We start from the raw sequence: 17631 nt of genomic DNA on the forward strand, positions 1-17631 counted from the left end.
TCAGATGGCCTGCTGCATCGCGCCCGCGGCTGCGGTGCGCTCGGCCAGACGGCGATAGCGACGGTCTGCGGCGGCGAGAATGCCGCCCAGCACCATGAAAATGCACCCTGCCCACACCCAGCTGATGAAGGGCTTGTAGTGCAGGCTGACGATCCAGTCTCCCTCGGGCAATTGCTCGCCGAGTGACACATAGACGTCGCGGAACACCCCGATATCGAGCGCAGCCTCGGTCATCGGCATGCCCATCGCACGGTACACCCGCTTTTCCGGCTGCAGGGTGGCGACCGGCGTGCCGTCGCGGCTGACGTCGATGGTGGCGCGGGCGGCATCGTAGTTGGGGCCGGCCACATCGACCACGCTTCGCAAGCCCACCGTGTACCCGGCAAACTCGGCCCGGTCGCCATCCTTCATGCGCAGATCGAGATTGGAGTCGATACTGCCCACCAGGGTGACGCCGATGATGAAGATGCCGATCCCGAAGTGCGCCAGCCACATGCCCCACCACGCCGCCGGAATCATCGACAGCCGGCTCGACACCGACGCCCCCGCGCGCTCGCGCAGCCGCCCGGCAAGAAGTTGCAGGCTGGCCAGCATCACCCAGGCGGCCAGGGTCAGGCCGAGCACGGTGCGCCAGGTGACGTGATCGATTGCGAACGCGATTGCGAAGCCGCTGAGCACACTGGCCACCGCCGCCGGTGCGAGCTTGCGCACGGCAGCGCCGAAATCGTCGTTCTTCCAGCGCAGGAAGGGGCCGAACATCATCAGCACCACCACCGGCGTCATCAACGGCACGAACACCGCCTCGAAGTAGGGCGGGCCGACCGAAATCTTGCCGAGGTTGAGCGCGTCGAGGAACAGCGGATACAGCGTGCCCAGCAGCACCGACGCCGACACCACGGCGAACAGCACGTTATTGCCGAGCAGGGTGGCCTCGCGCGAGACCAGACCGAAGCTGCCACCGCCGGTGAGCCGCGGCGCGCGCCAGGCGTAGAGCAGCAGCGACACCCCGATCACCAGCACCAGCAGCGCCAGGATGAACAGGCCGCGCGCCGGATCGGTGGCGAAGGCATGCACGCTGGTGATCACCCCGGAACGGACGAGGAAGGTGCCCATCAGCGACAGCGAGAACGCGCCGATCGCGAGCAGCACGGTCCAGCTGCGGAACGCGCCGCGTTTTTCGGTCACGGCCAGCGAATGGATCAGCGCGGTGCCGAGCAGCCACGGCATGAACGAGGCGTTCTCGACCGGATCCCAGAACCACCAACCACCCCAGCCGAGTTCATAGTAGGCCCACGCCGAACCGACCGCGATCCCGGCGGTGAGAAACACCCACGCCACCGTGGTCCACGGCCGCGACCAGCGCGCCCACGCCGCATCGAGGCGGCCGGTGAGCAGCGCCGCAATGGCGAAGGCGAAGGCCACCGAGAACCCGACGTAGCCCATGTACAGCAGCGGCGGGTGAATGATCATGCCCGGATCCTGCAGCAGCGGATTCAGGTCGCGGCCCTCGGGCGCACCCGGCAGCAGCCGGTCGAACGGGTTGGAGGTGACCAGCATGAAGGCGATGAAGCCGAGGCTGACCCAGCCCAGCACCCCGATCACCCGCGCCATGAAGGCTTCCGGCAGATGGCGCGAGAACACCGTGACCGCCACCGTCCACAACGACAGCGACAGCGCCCACAGCAGCAGCGAACCTTCGTGGTTGCCCCACACGCCGGTGATCCGGTACATCAGCGGGGTGTCGCTGTGCGAGTTGGTGGCGGCCAGCTGGACCGAGAAGTCGCTGGTGATGAACGCCCAGGTCAGACAGCCGTAGGCAAAGATGATGAAGAAGAACTGGCCCTGGGCGGCCGGCCGTGCAACCGCCATCATCGACGGATTGTTGCGTGCGGCCCCGATCATGGGCACGAGCGCCTGCACCAGGGCAAGGACGAAGGCCATCACGAGGGCGAAGTGACCGAGTTCGGGGATCATTGGCTCACCGTTGCGCCAGCCTTCTGGGCCTGCTCCACGGCGTGGGCAGCCTCGGGCGGCATGTAGTTTTCATCATGTTTGGCGAGCACCTCGGTGGCACGGAACTGCCCGTCCGGGCCGAGCGTGCCTTGCACCACCGCCCCTTTTCCTTCCTTGAACAAATCGGGCAAGGTGCCGCGATAACTCACCGGAATCACCTTCGCCGTGTCGGTGATCGCAAAGCGTACGGTCAGACCATCGGCCTCGCGCTGGATCGATCCGTCCTCGACCAAGCCGCCGATGCGAAAGGTCTTCCCGCTCGGCGCCTTGCCCGCGAGCACCTCGGTCGGGGTGTGAAAGAACACCAGATTCTGCTGAAACGCGGACAGGACCAGCGCCACGGCCGCGACCAGCAGCACGACGCCACCGCCGACCAGGATCAGACGTTTGCTACGGGATTTCATTGTTCAGACTCCATGGGGGCCATTGCGCGCCCCGAACCATCCTTGCCCACCGCACGGCGCCAGCGCAGCAACCGCTTCACGGTGTCCTTCCGACGCTGCATTACCAGTACAAGTTCCAGCGCGATCAGTGCAAAGGTCACGCCGTAACTGCCCCATACGAACGCGCCGGAGCCGCCCATATTCCAGAATGCCGACCACGAGTCCCATTGCATCAGCCGCGCCTCCCTTCCCGATCGAGCACTGCACCCACCCATTCGGTATGGCGCTCGCGCTCCAGTATCATCGGCCGCACCCGCCACAGCGTCACCGCGAGGGTATAGGCCCAGGCTGCGAACGCCATCACCAGCATGCCGGCGAGCATCGTGGCGGCCATCGCCGGCGCCTTGGTCAAGCTCACCGAGGCGCCCTGATGCAGGGTGTTCCACCACTTCACCGAGAAATAGATGATCGGCACGTTGACCGCCCCCACCAGCGCGATGATCGCGCCGGCACGGTCGGCGCGGCGCGGATCCTCGATCGCACGGGTCAGGGCGATGAAGCCGAAGTAGAGAAACAGCAGCAGCAGTTGTGAGGTGAGACGCGCGTCCCACACCCAGTATGCGCCCCAAGTCGGCTTGCCCCACAGGGCACCGGTCCATAACGCGACGAAACAGAACATCGCGCCGGTGGGCGCCAGCGCCTGGCTCATGACGAAGGACAGCCGGGTGTTCATCACCAGCCCGACCGCGGCCCAGAAAGCCATGACCAGGTAGATGAACATCGACATCCAGGCCGCCGGCACGTGGATGAAAATCACCCGGTACACCTCGCCCTGGGTCGCGTCGGTGGGCGCCACCGCAAAGCTCAGCCACAGCCCGACCACGGTGAGGACGCCCGCCGCAGCGGCAAACCAGGGCGCCAGCCGGCCGGCCAGTGGGTAAAACATCTGCGGTGCGGCAAAACGGAGCAGGCTGGGGCCGCGTGGCTTGGAGTTCATGCGATTCTTTTCTTCGTTCGGGCCATCGGCCATGTCAGATCAATCCGTCGAAATGCGCAACGCAGCGGCACAGGCCAGCGGTGCCAGCGCCAACGCGCCCGCCAGGCCGCCACCGAGCAGCAGCAGATGCGCCAGCGCACCTGCCCCCGAGGCCTCGGCTTCCACCGCCCCGGCCCCGAAAATCAGCACCGGGACGAACAGCGGCAGGATCAGCAGCGCCAGCAACATCCCGCCACCACGCAAGCCCAGGGTCAGCGCCGCACCCACTGCACCGAGCAGCGCAAGGATGGGGGTGCCCAAGGCCAAACTTAACGCAAGCACCGGCAGTGCACCTTGTTCGAGGTCAAGCAGCAAGGCCAGACCGGGGGCCACCGCCACCACCGGCAAGCCGGTGGTCAGCCAGAACGCCAGCACCTTCGCCAGCACCCACAACACAGCCGGCTCGCTAGACAACAGCAGCTGCTCCAGGGTTCCATCGGCGTAGTCCTGCGCAAACAGGCGGTGCAGCGACAGCAGGCAGGCCAGCAGCGCCGCGACCCACAGCACCCCGGGGGCAATGGCACGCAACTGGTTGGGCTCGGCGCCGACCCCGAACGGGAACAGGCAGACCACGATGACGAAGAACGCCAGCGTCACCAGCACATCGGCACGGCTGCGCCAGGCCAGCAGCAGGTCACGGCGCAGCACCGCAAAAAAGGTACTCAGCACGCGTAGGCCCCGACATCGAGCACCCGCGGCGGAACCGCGAAAGGGGCATCCTGGTGGGTGGTGAGCATCACCATGCCACCGGCGGCACAGTGATCCGACAGGGTGACCGCGAGGTCTGCCACTGCGGCCACGTCGAGCGCGGTAAAGGGCTCGTCGAGCACCCACAGCCGCCGTTGCGACGACAGAAAGAGCCGCGCCAGCCCCACCCGCCGGCGCTGCCCCTGCGACAGCACGCGTGCCGGCAGATCGAGCTGGTTCGCCAGGCCGATGCGCACCAGCGCCTGCATGCACAGCTCCTCGTCCACTTCGTCGTCGCCAGCGGCCGCACAGGCAAAGCGCAGGTTCTCCAGCGGCGTCAGCAGATCGTTGAGCGCCGGCGCATGGCCCAGATAGAGCAGTTCGCGGTGAAACGCCTCGCGGTCGCGGCCAATGGCCCGGGCATGCCAGCGCACCTCGCCGGCCTCGGCCAGCGCGAGCCCGGTCGCCAGCCGCAGCAGGCTGGTCTTGCCCACACCGTTGGGGCCGGCGATGCGCAGCAACTCACCTGGCATCAGACGCAAGGCGAGGCCACGAAACAACATTCGGTCGCCTTTCAGACAGGCAAGATCTTCAATCTCGAGCATGGTGCGCGATTGAACCACAGCGCGGGGGCGCACGCCATCCCGCGGACCGATCCGGGGCTCGGACAGATGGGGGTCGCGGTGCACGACGTCCACTACCGCGATTCGTCCAGCGGGGCGCGGAAGCGTTCGAGATCATGAGGACGCACAGCGGTGGCCTTGCCGGAAATGGCCAGGGGCCTGGCCCGGCAACCCGCCGGGTCAGGCCCCTGGCCGCAGTGCAGCCCGGCTTACTCCGCCTTCGGCGGCGTCGGGTGGAACACCTCGGGCGTCACCCCGCCCTTGTCGGCGCCGATGCTCTGGTCGACCGGTGGCAGCGAGTGGGCGATACCCTTGTGGCAGTCGATGCAGGTCTTGCCTTCGGCCAGACCGGACTGATGCGCCTTGTTGGAGCGCCGGCCCTGCACCGAGTAGTCGAAATACTCGTAATTGTGGCAGTTGCGGCATTCCTGCGAATTGTTGGCCTTCATCCGGCGCCACTCGTTCTGCGCCAGGCGTGGACGCTCGGCGGCGAACTTCTCCGGCGTGTCGATCGTGCCCATGACCTTGCCGTACACCTCGCGCGAGGCCTTGATCTTGCGGATCATCTTCGGGCCCCATTCCTTGGGCACATGGCAGTCCGGGCAGGTGGCACGCACCCCGGTGCGGTTCTGGTAGTGGATGGTGTTGCGGTACTCCTTGAATACGTTCTCCTGCATCTCGTGGCAGGAAATGCAGAACTTCTCGCTGTTGGTCGCCTCGAGACCCCAGTTGAAGCCCCCCCAGAATACGATGCCGGCCGCGAACAGCAGCACGATCGCCCCCCAGCCGGCGTTGCGCAGCCTGCGCCGCAATCCCTTGTTATTGTCGGTCATGGTCGTCCCCGTTCATTTGGCCTGGCGCAGGCCTTCGGCACGCTGGAAGCTGTTGCCCACCAGCGGTTTGGTATCCATCTGCGGTACATGGCACTGCATGCAGAAGTAGCGCCGCGGCGAGACGTTGGACAGTTCGCCGCCGTCACGGTCCTTGAAATGGGTCAGGCTGACCTTGGTCGCGCCGGCCTCCTTGTATCGACTCCAGGCGTGACAGTCCATGCAGCGGTTGAAGTTCTTGCTGACCTCGTAACCCTCGACCTTGTGCGGAATCAGCGGCGGCTGCTGCACGTAGTCGCGCTCGATCGGCGCCTGGTCGGGAATCACCTTGTAGCTGCCGGCGGGTACTTCCGGGGCAGCAACATCCGCACCGCGGATGCTGGTGACGGACTGCGCTCCAGCGGGCAAGGCGGCGGCGCTCAGGCCCAGAACGGCCAGCAGCGCGAGTGCAAAGTGTCGGGTCTTCTTGGTCATGACTCGCTCCTGTCAAATCGTGTCGAAATACGGAAAACGTCCTTGCCACAGACATCGATGCAGCGCCCGCAGGCCGTGCAGTCGCCATCGAGGATCAGCGGATGGTCCTGCCCGGCACGCTTGAGCGCAGGGCGAATGACCTGAGGTTCGGGACAGACTGCAAAGCAGTCCATGCAATCGTTGCAGGCGCTGCGCCGATGGGCCGAAACCCGGAGCAGCGCGCTGCGGCCGATCAGACCGTAGAGCGCCCCCTGCGGGCACAGGTGGCCGCACCAGCCGCGCGGGGCAATCAGCAGATCGTAGAAAAAAACGCCGCCGACGATGCCCCATGACAGACCGAATCCGAAGATCAGCCCGCGGTGGAACATCGACACCGGATTCACCCACTCCCAGGCGAGCGAACCGGTAGCCGCGGCAATGACCAGCACGAAACCGAGCAGCCAGTAGCGGGTCTTGCCCGCCGGCGCCTTGCCGCCGCGCAATCCGAGTCGGCGCCGCAACCAGGCCGCAGCATCGGTGACCAGATTGACCGGGCACACCCAGGAACAGAACAGGCGGCCACCGAACAGCAGGTAGAACGCCAGCACGATGCCGCCACCGACCAGGGTCTCGCGATACGGCCAGTGCCCGGCGGCAAGCTGTTGCGCGATCAGGAAGGGGTCGGTGAGCGGCAGCACGCCCAGGGTCAGGCTGGAGGCGAGATTGCCCTTGACCACCCACCAGCCGAACCACGGCCCGAGCAGGAACAGGGCCAGAATGCCCAGTTGCGACGCGCGCCGCAGTAGCAGCCACTTGTGCGCCCGCCACCAGCCCTTGCTCTCGATCGCTTCCAGCCCGGGGCGCGCCACCACCCCGCGCCGTGCGGCGCCGCGGATGCTGCCCGGCGGAACGCCACCGGTGGTCTGCGCGCTCACGGCTTCCACCCCGAATCGATGCCGGCCGGCGCCTGCGCCGGCACCGGGGTCGGGCCTTCGCCCGGCCCCACCCGGGTATCGCCGAAGGCCTTGTCCTCGAGGCCGCGCACCGGGAGTTCGACCTGATCGCCGATCAGCGACCCGCCGGCTGCATCCTTCTCCTCCCAGCCACGCCGGTAATGCTCGGCCTTCGAGCCCTGCGCGAGCTTCGCCGGCAGCACCTTGATCGCCGCCGCGCCCGGGAGCACGCACGACTTCTCGCACTTGCCGCAACCCGTGCAGTGCTCCGAGTGCACCGTCGGCAACAGCATCGCATGGCGGTCGGAACGTGGATTGTGGACACGCTCGAGCGTGATCGCCTGGTCGATGACCGGGCACACCCGGTAACAGACGTCGCAACGCAGGCCGAGGAAGTTCAGACAGGTTTCCTGATCGATCAGCACCGCCAGGCCCATGCGTGCGGCACCGATGTCGGTGAGCCCGCGATCGAGCGCCCCGGTCGGACAGGCCACCACACACGGAATGTCCTCGCACATCTCGCACGGAATGCTGCGCGCCTCGAAGTACGGCGTGCCCGTGGCCACCCCGTCGCCGAGGCGGGCCAGTTTCAGCGTGTCGTACGGACAGTCGCGCACACACAGCCCGCAGCGCACGCAGGCCGCGAGGAAGTCCGCCTCGGCCAGCGCGCCGGGCGGACGCAGCGCGGTCGCCGGCAAGGCCGACGCCTGCCGCGCATACAGCCCGGCACCGAGCGCGAGCAGGCCGGCCCCGCCCGCCAACCCGGCCGCATCCTTGAGGAAGCGGCGGCGTGAGCTGGCCGGCCCCTGCACGGCAGGGCCCGCACCGGCAGACGGACGATCGGTCGTATCCTGGAGGTCGCTCATGATTGTCGCGGGCTCGCTGCGCCCCGCCCCGGCACGTCGCCGGAACAAGGCGCAACGCCACACGCCTCGTGGTCTCAGGCCTTGATCACCTTCACCGCGCACTTCTTGAAGTCGGTTTCCTTCGAGATCGGGCAGGTGGCATCGAGCGTGAGCTTGTTGACCAGGCGGCCTTCATCGAAGAAGGGCACGAAGATCAGGCCGACCGGCGGCTTGTTGCGCCCGCGGGTCTCGAGCCGGGCGACCATCTCACCCCGGCGCGATGCGACCTTCACCGCCATGCCGCGCTGCAGACCGCGCTTCTGCGCATCGTCCGGATGCATGAAGACCTGCGCCTCCGGCACCGCGCGATGCAGTTCGGGCACGCGCCGGGTCATCGAGCCGGTGTGCCAGTGCTCGAGCACACGGCCGGTGCACAACCACATGTCGTAATCCTTGTCCGGCATTTCCGGAGGATCCTGATACGGCAGCGCAAAGATCACCGCCTTGTTGTCCTTGTGACCGTAGAACTTGACCCCCTCGCCGACCTTGACATAGGCGTCGTAGCCCTCGCGGAAGCGCCACAGCGTCTCCTTGCCGTCGACCACCGGCCAGCGCAGGCCGCGGGCCTTGTGATAGGCGTCGAAGTCGGCGAGATCGTGGCCATGACCACGGCCGAAGATGGCATATTCCTCGAACAGACCTTTCTGCAGGTAGTAGCCGAGCTCCTTCGACTCGTCGTTGGTGTAGCCCTTGATCGCGTGCCCATTGGCCTTGTCGATGTCGGCGAGCGGAAACTTGTTGACCTGGCCGTTGGCGTAGAGCACGTCGTACAGGGTCTTGCCCTTGTACTCCGGTTTCTTCGCGATCAGCTCGGCCGGCCACACGTCCTCGACCTTGAAGCGCTTCGAGAACTCGATGTACTGCCACAGATCGGACTTCGCCTCGCCCGGCGGGGCCACCTGCTGACGCCAGAACTGGGTGCGGCGCTCGGCATTGCCATAGGCGCCCTCCTTCTCGGTCCACATCGCCGAGGGCAGGATCAGGTCGGCCGACAGCGCCGACACGGTCGGGTACACATCCGACACCACCACGAAGGTCTCCGGATTGCGCCAGCCCGGGTAGATCTCGTCGTTGATGTTGGGCCCGGCCTGCATGTTGTTGGTGGTCGAGGTCCAGTAGCACTTGACCTTGCCGTCCTTCAGCGCGCGGCTCTGGGCCACCGCGTGGAGCCCGACCTTGGCCGGTATCGTGCCTTCGGGCAGCTTCCAGACGTCTTCGGCGATCGCGCGGTGCACCGGGTTCATCACCACCATGTCGGCCGGCAGGCGGTGGGCAAAAGTGCCCACTTCGCGCGCGGTGCCGCAGGCCGAGGGCTGCCCGGTGAGCGAGAACGGACTGTTGCCCGGCTCGCTGATCTTGCCCACCAGCAGGTGGACGTTGTAGATCATGTTGTTCACCCAGGTGCCGCGGGTGTGCTGGTTAAAGCCCATGGTCCAGAACGACACCACCTTGCGCTGAGGGTCGGCATAGGCCTCGGCCATGCGCTTGAGGTTGTCGACCGGCACGCCCGACAGCTTGGACACCTTCTCCGCGGTGTACTCGGACACATACTTGGCGAAGTCGTCGAAGCTGATGTCCGTGGCCGCAGCGGTATTGCCCTTGGGCTTGCCGTCCGCCCCCGGATAGCCGTTGTTGGTGGCCTTGGCTTCGAGCACGTGGTTGGGGCGCAGGCCGAAGCCGATATCGGTCTCGCCGAGCTTGAACTTGACGTTGCGGGTGACGAACTCGGTGTTCACCCGCTTGGTCTGGATGATGTAGTTGCAGATGTAGTTGAGGATCGCCAGGTCGGTGTTGGGCACGAAGATCATCGCGTTGTCGGCGAGCTCGTAGGAGCGGTGCTCGAACGTCGACAACACGTGAACTTCGCTCCCCTGGTGGGTCAGGCGGCGGTCGGTGATGCGGCTCCACAGGATGGGATGCATCTCGGCCATGTTCGAGCCCCACAGCACGAAGGTGTCCGCGTTCTCGATGTCGTCATAGCAGCCCATCGGCTCGTCGATGCCGAAGGTGCGCATGAAGCCGGCCACGGCCGAGGCCATGCAGTGGCGCGCATTGGGGTCGAGGTTGTTGGTGCGGAAGCCGGCCTTGTACAGCTTGGCCGCGGCATAGCCTTCCCATACGGTCCACTGGCCGGAGCCGAACATCGCGATCGAGTCCGCGCCGTGGGTCTTCATCGACGCCTTCCACTTCTCGGCCATGATGTCGAAGGCCTGGTCCCACGTGATCGGCGCAAACTCGCCGTTCTTGTCGTACTTGCCGTTCTTCATCCGCAGCAACGGCTTGGTCAGGCGATCCTCGCCGTACATGATCTTGGACAGGAAGTAGCCCTTGATGCAGTTCAGCCCCCGATTGACCGGCGAATCCGGGTCGCCCTGGGTCGCCACCACGCGGCCGTTCTGCACCCCGACCAGCACCGAGCAGCCGGTGCCACAGAAGCGGCACGCCGCCTTGTCCCAGCGTACCTTGGTGCCATCGCCATTTGCCGGCTGCGCCTGAGCCACTACCGGAATGCTGATCCCGGCCGTCGCCGCAGCGGCTGCAACCGCGTTGGCCTTGATGAATGCGCGTCTGTCCATGTTCATTTTCATGCCTCCAGGTTTTTGAGACCTTCGTCCGTATATTCGTAGGCGAGCGTCACCCCCTGAACCCTGGGGCCGAGATTCACCTTCAGTATCGATTCCGTGACCGACCAGCCCTCGCCATCCTCGACGGTGAGGACGATGCGGCCGGTCTCGAGCGACGCGCCCTGCACTTCGACGCCGGGCACCTGCGCCAGAAAAGCCTGTACCTCGGTGAAATCTTCGGGCTTGGCCCGTACCACCAGGCTTGCGATGTTCATGTCCTCTCCTTCGACGCCATATCCATCTCCCCTGCCTTCACCGCGATCGCCCGTACCGGGCAGGGGGCGAAACAGGCACCACAACCATTGCAGCTCTCCAGCCTCAATTCCGGCAGGGCCGCCCCGCCCGCGCGCGGCCGGAAGAGGATCGCGCCGGTCGGGCAGCTCTCGCCGCACACGCGGCACTCGACCCCGTTCGCCGCCAGACAGGATTCACCAACCCATGCGCGAATCGGCCACGCCTCATCGGCGGCGGACGCGCGCCCCAGTGCAGCCGGTTCGCAGCGGGTCACGCAGTCGGCGCAGAAAGTGCATTCACCATGGCTGAAATCCACGACCGGATAGCCTCCCTCCCCCGGTACCAGGATGGCCGTCGGACACGCTTCGATGCAGGCATTGCAACGCGTGCAGCGGTCGACGAAAGCGGCTTCGGCCAGCGCCCAGGGCGGACGTTGCGCGGGTGCTACGGTGCGGATCCGGCCACGCAGGAAACTGCGGCGCGACAATGTGACGGCTTCCACGAGACCTTTTCCTTTAAGCGAATGTGGTCATTGGAAACCCCGCCGGGAACCACGTCATTGATGGACATCAAGACGCGAATGGCTCTCAGCTGAACGGATTGAAGGGGCGAAAGGGCCCTGTTGTCACCGGGGCGCAGAACGAAGGCACCCTACTGTTATCCGAGTCACCCGTCCCGGGCACAGCCGCGGCAGGGCGGGTTTCAACCCGCCGCAGGAGGTGATGCGGGCGCCTGCGGCCGACCGAGCGGCCCTGCGAAAACGTCACGGGCCGGGAGGATTGCGCTGCGCTCAGGCGCGCAGATGCCCCACCGCCCACACCGCAGCCTCGACCCGCGAGCGCAGCCCGAGCTTGCGCAGGATGTGCTTCACGTGGACCTTGACCGTGCCCTCGGCGATGTCGAGCTCGCGTCCGATCAGCTTGTTCGACAGGCCGCCGGCGATACGTTCGAGGATGCGCACTTCCTGCTCGGTGAGCCCGGCTGCAGACGGCGACTGGGGCTGGGCCGAGCCGCGCAGCGCGGACGCCATCAGGTGGGTGAGCTCCTCGGAGATGGCGATGCGCCCGGTCGCCACCTCGCGCAGGGCCTCGACCATCGCCTCCGGCTCCATGTCCTTGAGCAGGTAGCCATCGGCCCCGGCGCGCAGCGCGGCCACCAGATCCTCGCCGTTGTCGGACACGGTCACCATCACCACCCGGGTATCGAGCCGCGCACCCCGAATCCCGCGCAGCACCTCGATGCCATCCATGTCCTTCATGTTCAGATCGAGCAGCAGCAGGTCGGGCTGCAGGCGGCACACCAGCGCCAGGCCCTCGACCCCGCCCGCGGCCTCGCCGACCAGATGGAAGGCGGGGATGGTCTGCAGCAACTGGGCCAGGCCTTTGCGGAACAGCGGATGGTCGTCGACGATGATCACGCTCTGACGATCGTTCATGCCACCCCCCCGAACGCAATCGGCTCGGCGCTCACGATGCGTGCGCCCGCCGGAAAGCGCAGCGCCACTCGCGTGCCCCCACCGGGACGCGGACCAAATTCAATCACCCCGCCCAGGCTGCGTGCCCGTTCGCGCATGATCGCGAGCCCATGGTGATTGCGTGCATCGGCGGGCAGATCGCCCAGGCCGAGGCCATCATCGTCGACGATCACGGTCAATTCGCCGCCCGGATCGCAATGGAGCCGCAACCAGGCATGCGTGGCCTGTGCATGGCGCACCATGTTCGACAAGGCCTCGCGGATGATATGCAGCACATGCACCTCCTGGTTGGGGCTGAGCGGGCAGTCAGCCAGGCGGGTCTCGAGCGCGAGCTCGAGCTTGCCCTTGCTCGCATACTCCTCGACTGCGGTCTGTAGCAGGTCGGGGAAGTTGCCGGTCATCTTGAGGCGGAATGAAACCAGCAGTTCGCGCAGCTGGCGATAAGCCGCATTGACGCCTTCGCGCAGGTCGGCCAAGGTAGCCAGTGCCTCCGCGCTGCGCGCCGGATCGCCGATCAGCGGCTGCAGCAGGCTGACCTGGATCTTCATGTAGGACAAGGCCTGGGCCAGCGAATCGTGCAGCTCGCGGGCGATCACCGAACGCTCTTCCTGCAGCGCGAGCAAGCGCTCCTGTTCGCTGCGCCGGGCGGCCCCGAGCGCCATGCCGATGTGGCGCGACAGGGCATCGACCAGCTGGCGCTGCCAGTCTTCGAGGCGCTGGCCGCGATCGAGCAGCAGACGCAGCATGCCGTAATGGCGCTCGGTATCGCGCAGTGGAACGCGCAGCAGGTCATGTTCGCCTTCGGGCTGATACACCCAGGGCTCCGCGTCGCCACGGCACTGGGCGCAGGCCAGATCCGCCGCCTGGCGGGCACTCGCCCGCTCCGAACATGGGCCGAAAGTGCTCGCAATCACCGTGGCGGGGCCATCGTGGCGGGGCTCGATGCACGCCAGGCTGCCCTTGAGCCCGGCCACCTGTTCGATGTCGCGCAGGGTGGCCTCGTAGGCCTCGGCCGCCGCCGGCGTCTGGTAGAGGCGGGCAATGGCATGGTAGAGCAACTCCAGCGCCCGGTTGCTGCGCTGCAATTCGGCCGTCTTGGCGGCGACCCGGTTCTCCAGGTCGCGATACAGCTTCGACAGCTCGGTTGCCATCAGATTGAAGGCCGCCCCCACCTGGCCGAGTTCGTTACGCCCGGTGTATGCCACCTGGGCCTCGAAATCGCCTGCGGCAATACGGTTGGCACTGCGCAGCAGATCGTTGAGCGGACGATGCAGCGAGCGATGCAGCGCGACCAGCGCCAGTACCACGACGACCAGGGTCAGGCCGATGGCGATCGCCAGGATCTGGCGCAGGTCCTGAATGCGGGCCTCGGTATCGTGCTCGAGGACCGCAACCAGGGTATTGAGTTGCTCGACGTAGGCATCGACCTGGACCAGCAGCGCGGCGATGCCTTCACGCGAGGGTGGTGGTCCATCGCTGCTGACCGCCTCGACCAGCGGTTTCAGGCTCAGCAGCCAGCTCGCTTCGGCACCGCGGTAGGTTGCCGCGAACAGACCGTCGGGGGTGCGCTCGAGCACCCGCAGGAGCGCCGGGTTGACGAGTTGCTCTTCGAACATGCGGACCGCCTCGGCAACCCGCTGGGTGGACGCTTTCCCGTCCAGCACATCGGCAGCCACCAGGCTGGCGATGCGATGGGTCAGCCGGCGCAGGCTGCCGGCCACGTTGATCGCGCTCGCACTGCCCTGCACGGTCTCGGCCACCACCACCGAAGCACTCATGCCGGCGAGGCCGATCAGCGTCAAGGTCACCATGGCCAGACCGACCAGCAGCAGGATGGAGCGACGCGCCATTGCGTCAATCACGCGGTTTTTCATGTTTTCACTCGTCAAATCCGACCCAACAGGCATGAATCTGGGGATACCCCCAAGGAGTGGAGGCGTACCCCCGCCACTCGCCAACTGAACATCATGTCCTTAGTTAACAATGACCTGGCGCTTCAGACCCATACCTCCTTGGAGGTATGGAAGCGGCGTCCGGCCCGATCCGCAGCGCTCAGGGTCGGCCGCCGATCGGCCTACACTACGCAAGGAGTGGCAACCAGAAGGTCCGCCGCCAGGAGCCTGCACAATGACTGTCGAACCCGTCACCCCGATTTTTGCGACCTTGATCCAGACCACGCCCTTCGACCTCCTTGGTCACCACGGGCTGCACGGGCTGATCGACGATGGTCGCGTCCTCAACTTCAGCCGTGGCGAAATCGTCACCCACTGCCGTGAGCGGGCCGAGCACATGTGGGTGGTGCTTGAAGGCGAGGTCAAATGCTCGCTGATCTCGGCAACCGGCACCGAAAAGATCATACAGATCGCCAGCGCCGGCGCAATGTTCGGCGAAGAGGCTGCCCTGCTCGGCCGCCCGCAGCTATTTACCGCCCAGGTCACCCGCGACAGCACCCTGCTGCTGATTCGCAGCCACGCGCTGCGCACGGCGATGACCGAATCCTCTGCCTTTGCCAATGCGATGACGCTGCGCCTGTCCTCGGCCATGTACGAACTGATCGAAAACCTGCAACTCTGCCTGCAGGGCACCAGCACCCAGCGCGTGGCCCACTATCTGAGCCGCCTCGCCCCGCCCAGCGCCGAGCGCTGCGAAGTGCAGCTCGAAACCAACAAGCAGAACATCGCCGCCCAGCTCAACCTGACCCCGGAGACGCTGTCACGGGTGCTGTCGCGCTTCACCCGCGACGGCATGATCCGCCCCCAGGGCCGGCGCGGCCTGATGCTCGACAAGCTGTCGATGCTGCGCAGTTGCGCGGCGGGGTGAGAATAGGAGGCGGTCGGCCTTGAGGCTGATCTACTGCGCCAGTGGGAGAAGCGGTCCATATCCGCCCGTTTTTTCGTTGCATGGAATGACCATGCGCCTCAAGAACGGCCGAATCTGTCCTCGCTTTCCCACTCGGCTCGTGACGATCGCTCGAGTCCGACAGCCTTCTGGAGCGGCTCGACCTGGCTGAGCTTGCCCGGGCTCGCGAACCAACGGCTGAGGATGCGATAGGTATCCAGTTCGAACCGGCAATGCGTCCCCGCCAGCACCGCGGCCACCTCGTCCCTGCGCTCCACCGTTCCCAGATGGCACCAGTGGTCGAGCACGTGCAAGGCCTCGCGGCCGCTTGCCGCGTGCTGCTCCGCCACCACCACCGCGCCCGCCCACGGCCACGGCTTGAGCTGCGCCGAGCCGAGCGCGCCGGCCAGCCGGGCGTCATGGGCTGCCGGCGATTCGCGGCCGGCACACACGCCCGCACAACGCTTGCTCCGGTAGGCCGTGCAGGGGCCGACGCTGGCGGGCTCGATACCGAGCCGGCGCGGGCAGAGCTGGTACAGCTGGGCCAGTTCGCGCAACAGGCTGTCGGCCTCCTTGCGACTGCGAAAGGCGCCATACAGGCCTTCCCATAGACGCGGGTCGGTCGCGGCGATCCGCACCCGTTCGAGCACCGGCGGGCGCCGGCGGCCCGGCACCAGACGCAGCGCAAAGGTCTCCTCGCTCGCCTGCAGCAGGCGGTTGTGCAGCGGCTGACGGGTTTTGAGCAGTTCCGCCTCGAGCAAGTGCGCACCGAGCTCTCCGGCGGTTTCGATCCAGTCGACCCGCTTCACCTGGCGGACGAGTGCGGCTTCCTTGCCGCCGCGGCCGGCGGCGGAAAGGTGCTCCATCACCCGGGTCCGCAGGCTGCCGCTCTTGCCGATATGGATCGGCAGATCGGGCCCTCCGCCGTCCGGCGCAGCTTCGCTGGCAAAGAACAGATAGACCCCGGGCGCGTCCGGCACCCCCTCGATCGCCCCCTCCGGGAGGCCGGGCGGGCGCGACGGCGCCTTCATCGCGCGGACCACCGCCTGGGCCAGCACGTCGGGAGCAAAGGCCTGCTCGAGCAAGCGCGTGAACTGCCACAGCGCGTCGGCATCGCCCATCGCGCGGTGACGGGCCGCGCACACCAGCGCGTGGCGCTCGATCAGCGCGTCGAGCCCGTGACGGTGGTGCTCGGGATAGAGCGCGCGCGACAGCTTGATGGTGCACAGCACCGGCGCGTCGAGGCTGCGTCCGAGCCCGGCAAAGGCGTTCTTGATGAAACCGTAGTCGAAGCGGGCATTGTGGGCGACGAATACGCAACCATCGAGCAGCGCCTCCACCCTGTCGGCCAGCTCGCCAAAAGCCGGGGCATCGGCCACCATCTCGTCGGTGATGCCGATAAAGTGCTGGATGGTGGGCGGGATCGTCCGTCCGGGATTGACCAGGCTGTCCCAGCGTTCCACCACCCGGCCATGCTCCACACGGATGATGGCGATCTCGGTGATGCCGTCGCGCAGCGGCTGGGCGCCGGTCGTCTCCAGGTCGACAAAGGCAAGCCGCGCCGGCAGGCTCATGCGATCAGGCGGCGCCGGGCTTGCGTCCGACATACTCGCGGAACACGCCGAGCGTGAGCATGCAGCGCACGTCCTCGAAGCCGGCACGGCGCATCGCCTCGAGCACCCGCTCCGGCTCGACCGCGGCCTGGATGGTGTCCCAGTAGTACTCCCACAGCATCGACACATCCGGACTGCAGCGCGCGACGCGCGACAGCAGCGGCACGACCCCGCGGATGTAGCCGCGCATGGCGAGGCGTCCGAAAGCACTGCGCGGGCGGGTGATTTCCATGATGCAGGCGTGGCCGCCGGGACGCAGCACCCGCAGGTACTCGCCGAAAGCCTGCTCGAGATCGGCGACGTGCCGCAGGGCGTAGCCCATGGACACGAAATCGACGTGATCGGCCGGCAGCGGAATCGATTCGGCATAGGCCTCGATGGTTTCCACGGCGAGCTTCTTGCGCAACTCGTCGAGCATGCCGGGCGACGGATCGAGCGCCATCAACCGGCCACCGCCGCCGATGATGCGATGCGCCTCGCGCGCGACCAGACCGGTGCCGGCAGCCACATCGAGCACCGTCATGCCGGCGGCCAGGCCACTGCGCTGCAGCGCCCGGCGCCGGTACCTGGGACCGGTACCGAGGGCGGTGATGTTCTCCGCCCGGTCATAGCCCGATGCGGCGCTGTCGAACAGGCGGCGGGTCGTGACCCGACGTTCTTCCTCGGTGGTGAAATAGCGACGCAGCTGGGGATCGGTCTGGAGCGGACTGGCGCTTCGGGCAGGCTCGGTCATCCGCTCGGTTCAGTGATTGATGTCGTAGTAGTAGGGTTTGACCGGCACTTTCGACTGCTCGTCACGCTTGAGCGTGTCGAGTGCCTGCGGCTTGTCCCACCACAGGGCGCGGCCCTTCTTCTGCTCGGCGACCTCCTCGGGATGCTGCTTCATCCACTCGCGCATGAATTTGGTGTGTTCGGACTCGTAGATGGCCATGGCCGGTTTCTCCCTCGTAGTGGGAGCGGATTCT

19 protein-coding genes are annotated in these 17631 nt (G+C 66.6%); 1 reads left to right on the forward strand and 18 read right to left on the reverse strand.

Features of this window, described 5'->3' with window-relative positions; all coding sequences use genetic code 11:
* From AC3A35_RS20765 to AC3A35_RS20835, 15 genes are all read right to left on the reverse strand, one after another.
* The gene (locus tag AC3A35_RS20765; RefSeq protein WP_487438232.1) at positions 1-1974 is read right to left on the reverse strand and encodes a heme lyase CcmF/NrfE family subunit; all 1974 of its coding nucleotides are present in this window, start codon (positions 1972-1974) and stop codon (positions 1-3) included.
* On the reverse strand, positions 1971-2417 hold the full coding sequence (ccmE, locus tag AC3A35_RS20770) for a cytochrome c maturation protein CcmE (RefSeq protein WP_487438233.1): 447 nt from the start codon (positions 2415-2417) through the stop codon (positions 1971-1973). The genes AC3A35_RS20765 and ccmE overlap by 4 nt, the downstream gene beginning before the upstream one ends.
* Complete coding sequence (gene ccmD, locus AC3A35_RS20775; RefSeq protein WP_487438234.1) at positions 2414-2629, reverse strand: heme exporter protein CcmD; 216 nt, start codon at positions 2627-2629, stop codon at positions 2414-2416. Before ccmD ends, ccmE begins: the two co-directional genes overlap by 4 nt.
* Entirely contained in the window at positions 2629-3393 is a 765-nt protein-coding gene (ccmC, locus tag AC3A35_RS20780; protein ID WP_487438235.1) for a heme ABC transporter permease CcmC, read from the reverse strand. Before ccmC ends, ccmD begins: the two co-directional genes overlap by 1 nt.
* Before the next feature lie 39 nt (positions 3394-3432).
* Positions 3433-4101: a heme exporter protein CcmB gene (gene ccmB / locus AC3A35_RS20785; RefSeq protein ID WP_487438236.1), complete on the reverse strand. Its 669-nt coding sequence runs from the start codon at positions 4099-4101 to the stop codon at positions 3433-3435.
* The gene (gene ccmA, locus AC3A35_RS20790; RefSeq protein ID WP_487438360.1) at positions 4095-4724 is read right to left on the reverse strand and encodes a cytochrome c biogenesis heme-transporting ATPase CcmA; all 630 of its coding nucleotides are present in this window, start codon (positions 4722-4724) and stop codon (positions 4095-4097) included. Before ccmA ends, ccmB begins: the two co-directional genes overlap by 7 nt.
* Positions 4725-4951: 227 nt before the next feature.
* On the reverse strand, positions 4952-5575 hold the full coding sequence (locus tag AC3A35_RS20795) for a NapC/NirT family cytochrome c (RefSeq protein WP_487438237.1): 624 nt from the start codon (positions 5573-5575) through the stop codon (positions 4952-4954).
* Positions 5576-5587: 12 nt separating this feature from the next.
* Positions 5588-6046 carry a nitrate reductase cytochrome c-type subunit gene (locus tag AC3A35_RS20800; RefSeq protein WP_487438238.1) on the reverse strand — a complete coding sequence of 153 codons (459 nt, stop codon included), beginning with the start codon at positions 6044-6046 and terminating at the stop codon, positions 5588-5590.
* Positions 6043-6960 (reverse strand): quinol dehydrogenase ferredoxin subunit NapH, encoded by a 918-nt coding sequence (napH, locus tag AC3A35_RS20805; protein ID WP_487438239.1) that lies wholly within the window; start codon positions 6958-6960, stop codon positions 6043-6045. The genes AC3A35_RS20800 and napH overlap by 4 nt, the downstream gene beginning before the upstream one ends.
* Complete coding sequence (napG, locus tag AC3A35_RS20810) at positions 6957-7844, reverse strand: ferredoxin-type protein NapG (protein ID WP_487438240.1); 888 nt, start codon at positions 7842-7844, stop codon at positions 6957-6959. The genes napH and napG overlap by 4 nt, the downstream gene beginning before the upstream one ends.
* 74 nt (positions 7845-7918) lie before the next feature.
* Positions 7919-10465: a nitrate reductase catalytic subunit NapA gene (napA, locus tag AC3A35_RS20815; protein ID WP_487438241.1), complete on the reverse strand. Its 2547-nt coding sequence runs from the start codon at positions 10463-10465 to the stop codon at positions 7919-7921.
* A gap of 2 nt (positions 10466-10467) precedes the next feature.
* Positions 10468-10722: a chaperone NapD gene (locus AC3A35_RS20820; RefSeq protein ID WP_487438242.1), complete on the reverse strand. Its 255-nt coding sequence runs from the start codon at positions 10720-10722 to the stop codon at positions 10468-10470.
* On the reverse strand, positions 10719-11243 hold the full coding sequence (gene napF / locus AC3A35_RS20825; protein WP_487438243.1) for a ferredoxin-type protein NapF: 525 nt from the start codon (positions 11241-11243) through the stop codon (positions 10719-10721). The genes AC3A35_RS20820 and napF overlap by 4 nt, the downstream gene beginning before the upstream one ends.
* Positions 11244-11531: 288 nt before the next feature.
* Positions 11532-12176: a two-component system response regulator NarL gene (gene narL, locus AC3A35_RS20830; protein WP_487438244.1), complete on the reverse strand. Its 645-nt coding sequence runs from the start codon at positions 12174-12176 to the stop codon at positions 11532-11534.
* Positions 12173-14089, reverse strand: coding sequence for a HAMP domain-containing protein (locus tag AC3A35_RS20835; protein WP_487438245.1), 1917 nt, complete (start codon positions 14087-14089; stop codon positions 12173-12175). Before AC3A35_RS20835 ends, narL begins: the two co-directional genes overlap by 4 nt.
* Positions 14090-14342: 253 nt before the next feature.
* Between AC3A35_RS20835 and AC3A35_RS20840 the strand changes: the two genes are divergently transcribed.
* Positions 14343-15035: a Crp/Fnr family transcriptional regulator gene (locus AC3A35_RS20840; protein WP_487438246.1), complete on the forward strand. Its 693-nt coding sequence runs from the start codon at positions 14343-14345 to the stop codon at positions 15033-15035.
* Positions 15036-15133: 98 nt separating this feature from the next.
* Here the strand turns inward: AC3A35_RS20840 and AC3A35_RS20845 are convergent, their stop codons facing one another.
* From AC3A35_RS20845 to AC3A35_RS20855, 3 genes are read right to left on the reverse strand one after another with little or no spacing between them, the layout of a single operon-like run.
* Positions 15134-16627 (reverse strand): exonuclease domain-containing protein, encoded by a 1494-nt coding sequence (locus AC3A35_RS20845; protein ID WP_487438247.1) that lies wholly within the window; start codon positions 16625-16627, stop codon positions 15134-15136.
* Positions 16628-16631: 4 nt separating this feature from the next.
* Entirely contained in the window at positions 16632-17399 is a 768-nt protein-coding gene (locus tag AC3A35_RS20850) for a class I SAM-dependent methyltransferase (protein WP_487438248.1), read from the reverse strand.
* Between the two features lie 9 nt (positions 17400-17408).
* Positions 17409-17597 (reverse strand): DUF3460 family protein, encoded by a 189-nt coding sequence (locus AC3A35_RS20855; RefSeq protein ID WP_487438249.1) that lies wholly within the window; start codon positions 17595-17597, stop codon positions 17409-17411.
* Positions 17598-17631: the final 34 nt, after the last annotated feature.

This window comes from Azoarcus sp. Soil_N_20, assembly GCF_057656155.1.

Coding starts and splice junctions, on each gene's coding strand:
- AC3A35_RS20765 (WP_487438232.1), bottom strand. CDS start 1,974: ATGATCCCCGAACTCGGTCACTTCGCCCTCGTGATGGCCTTCGTCCTT.
- AC3A35_RS20845 (WP_487438247.1), bottom strand. CDS start 16,627: ATGAGCCTGCCGGCGCGGCTTGCCTTTGTCGACCTGGAGACGACCGGC.
- ccmE (WP_487438233.1), bottom strand. CDS start 2,417: ATGAAATCCCGTAGCAAACGTCTGATCCTGGTCGGCGGTGGCGTCGTG.
- AC3A35_RS20840 (WP_487438246.1), top strand. CDS start 14,343: ATGACTGTCGAACCCGTCACCCCGATTTTTGCGACCTTGATCCAGACC.
- ccmD (WP_487438234.1), bottom strand. CDS start 2,629: ATGCAATGGGACTCGTGGTCGGCATTCTGGAATATGGGCGGCTCCGGC.
- napG (WP_487438240.1), bottom strand. CDS start 7,844: ATGAGCGACCTCCAGGATACGACCGATCGTCCGTCTGCCGGTGCGGGC.
- AC3A35_RS20800 (WP_487438238.1), bottom strand. CDS start 6,046: ATGACCAAGAAGACCCGACACTTTGCACTCGCGCTGCTGGCCGTTCTG.
- AC3A35_RS20795 (WP_487438237.1), bottom strand. CDS start 5,575: ATGACCGACAATAACAAGGGATTGCGGCGCAGGCTGCGCAACGCCGGC.
- AC3A35_RS20820 (WP_487438242.1), bottom strand. CDS start 10,722: ATGAACATCGCAAGCCTGGTGGTACGGGCCAAGCCCGAAGATTTCACC.
- ccmA (WP_487438360.1), bottom strand. CDS start 4,724: ATGCTCGAGATTGAAGATCTTGCCTGTCTGAAAGGCGACCGAATGTTG.
- narL (WP_487438244.1), bottom strand. CDS start 12,176: ATGAACGATCGTCAGAGCGTGATCATCGTCGACGACCATCCGCTGTTC.
- napA (WP_487438241.1), bottom strand. CDS start 10,465: ATGAACATGGACAGACGCGCATTCATCAAGGCCAACGCGGTTGCAGCC.
- ccmC (WP_487438235.1), bottom strand. CDS start 3,393: ATGAACTCCAAGCCACGCGGCCCCAGCCTGCTCCGTTTTGCCGCACCG.
- AC3A35_RS20850 (WP_487438248.1), bottom strand. CDS start 17,399: ATGACCGAGCCTGCCCGAAGCGCCAGTCCGCTCCAGACCGATCCCCAG.
- AC3A35_RS20855 (WP_487438249.1), bottom strand. CDS start 17,597: ATGGCCATCTACGAGTCCGAACACACCAAATTCATGCGCGAGTGGATG.
- AC3A35_RS20835 (WP_487438245.1), bottom strand. CDS start 14,089: ATGAAAAACCGCGTGATTGACGCAATGGCGCGTCGCTCCATCCTGCTG.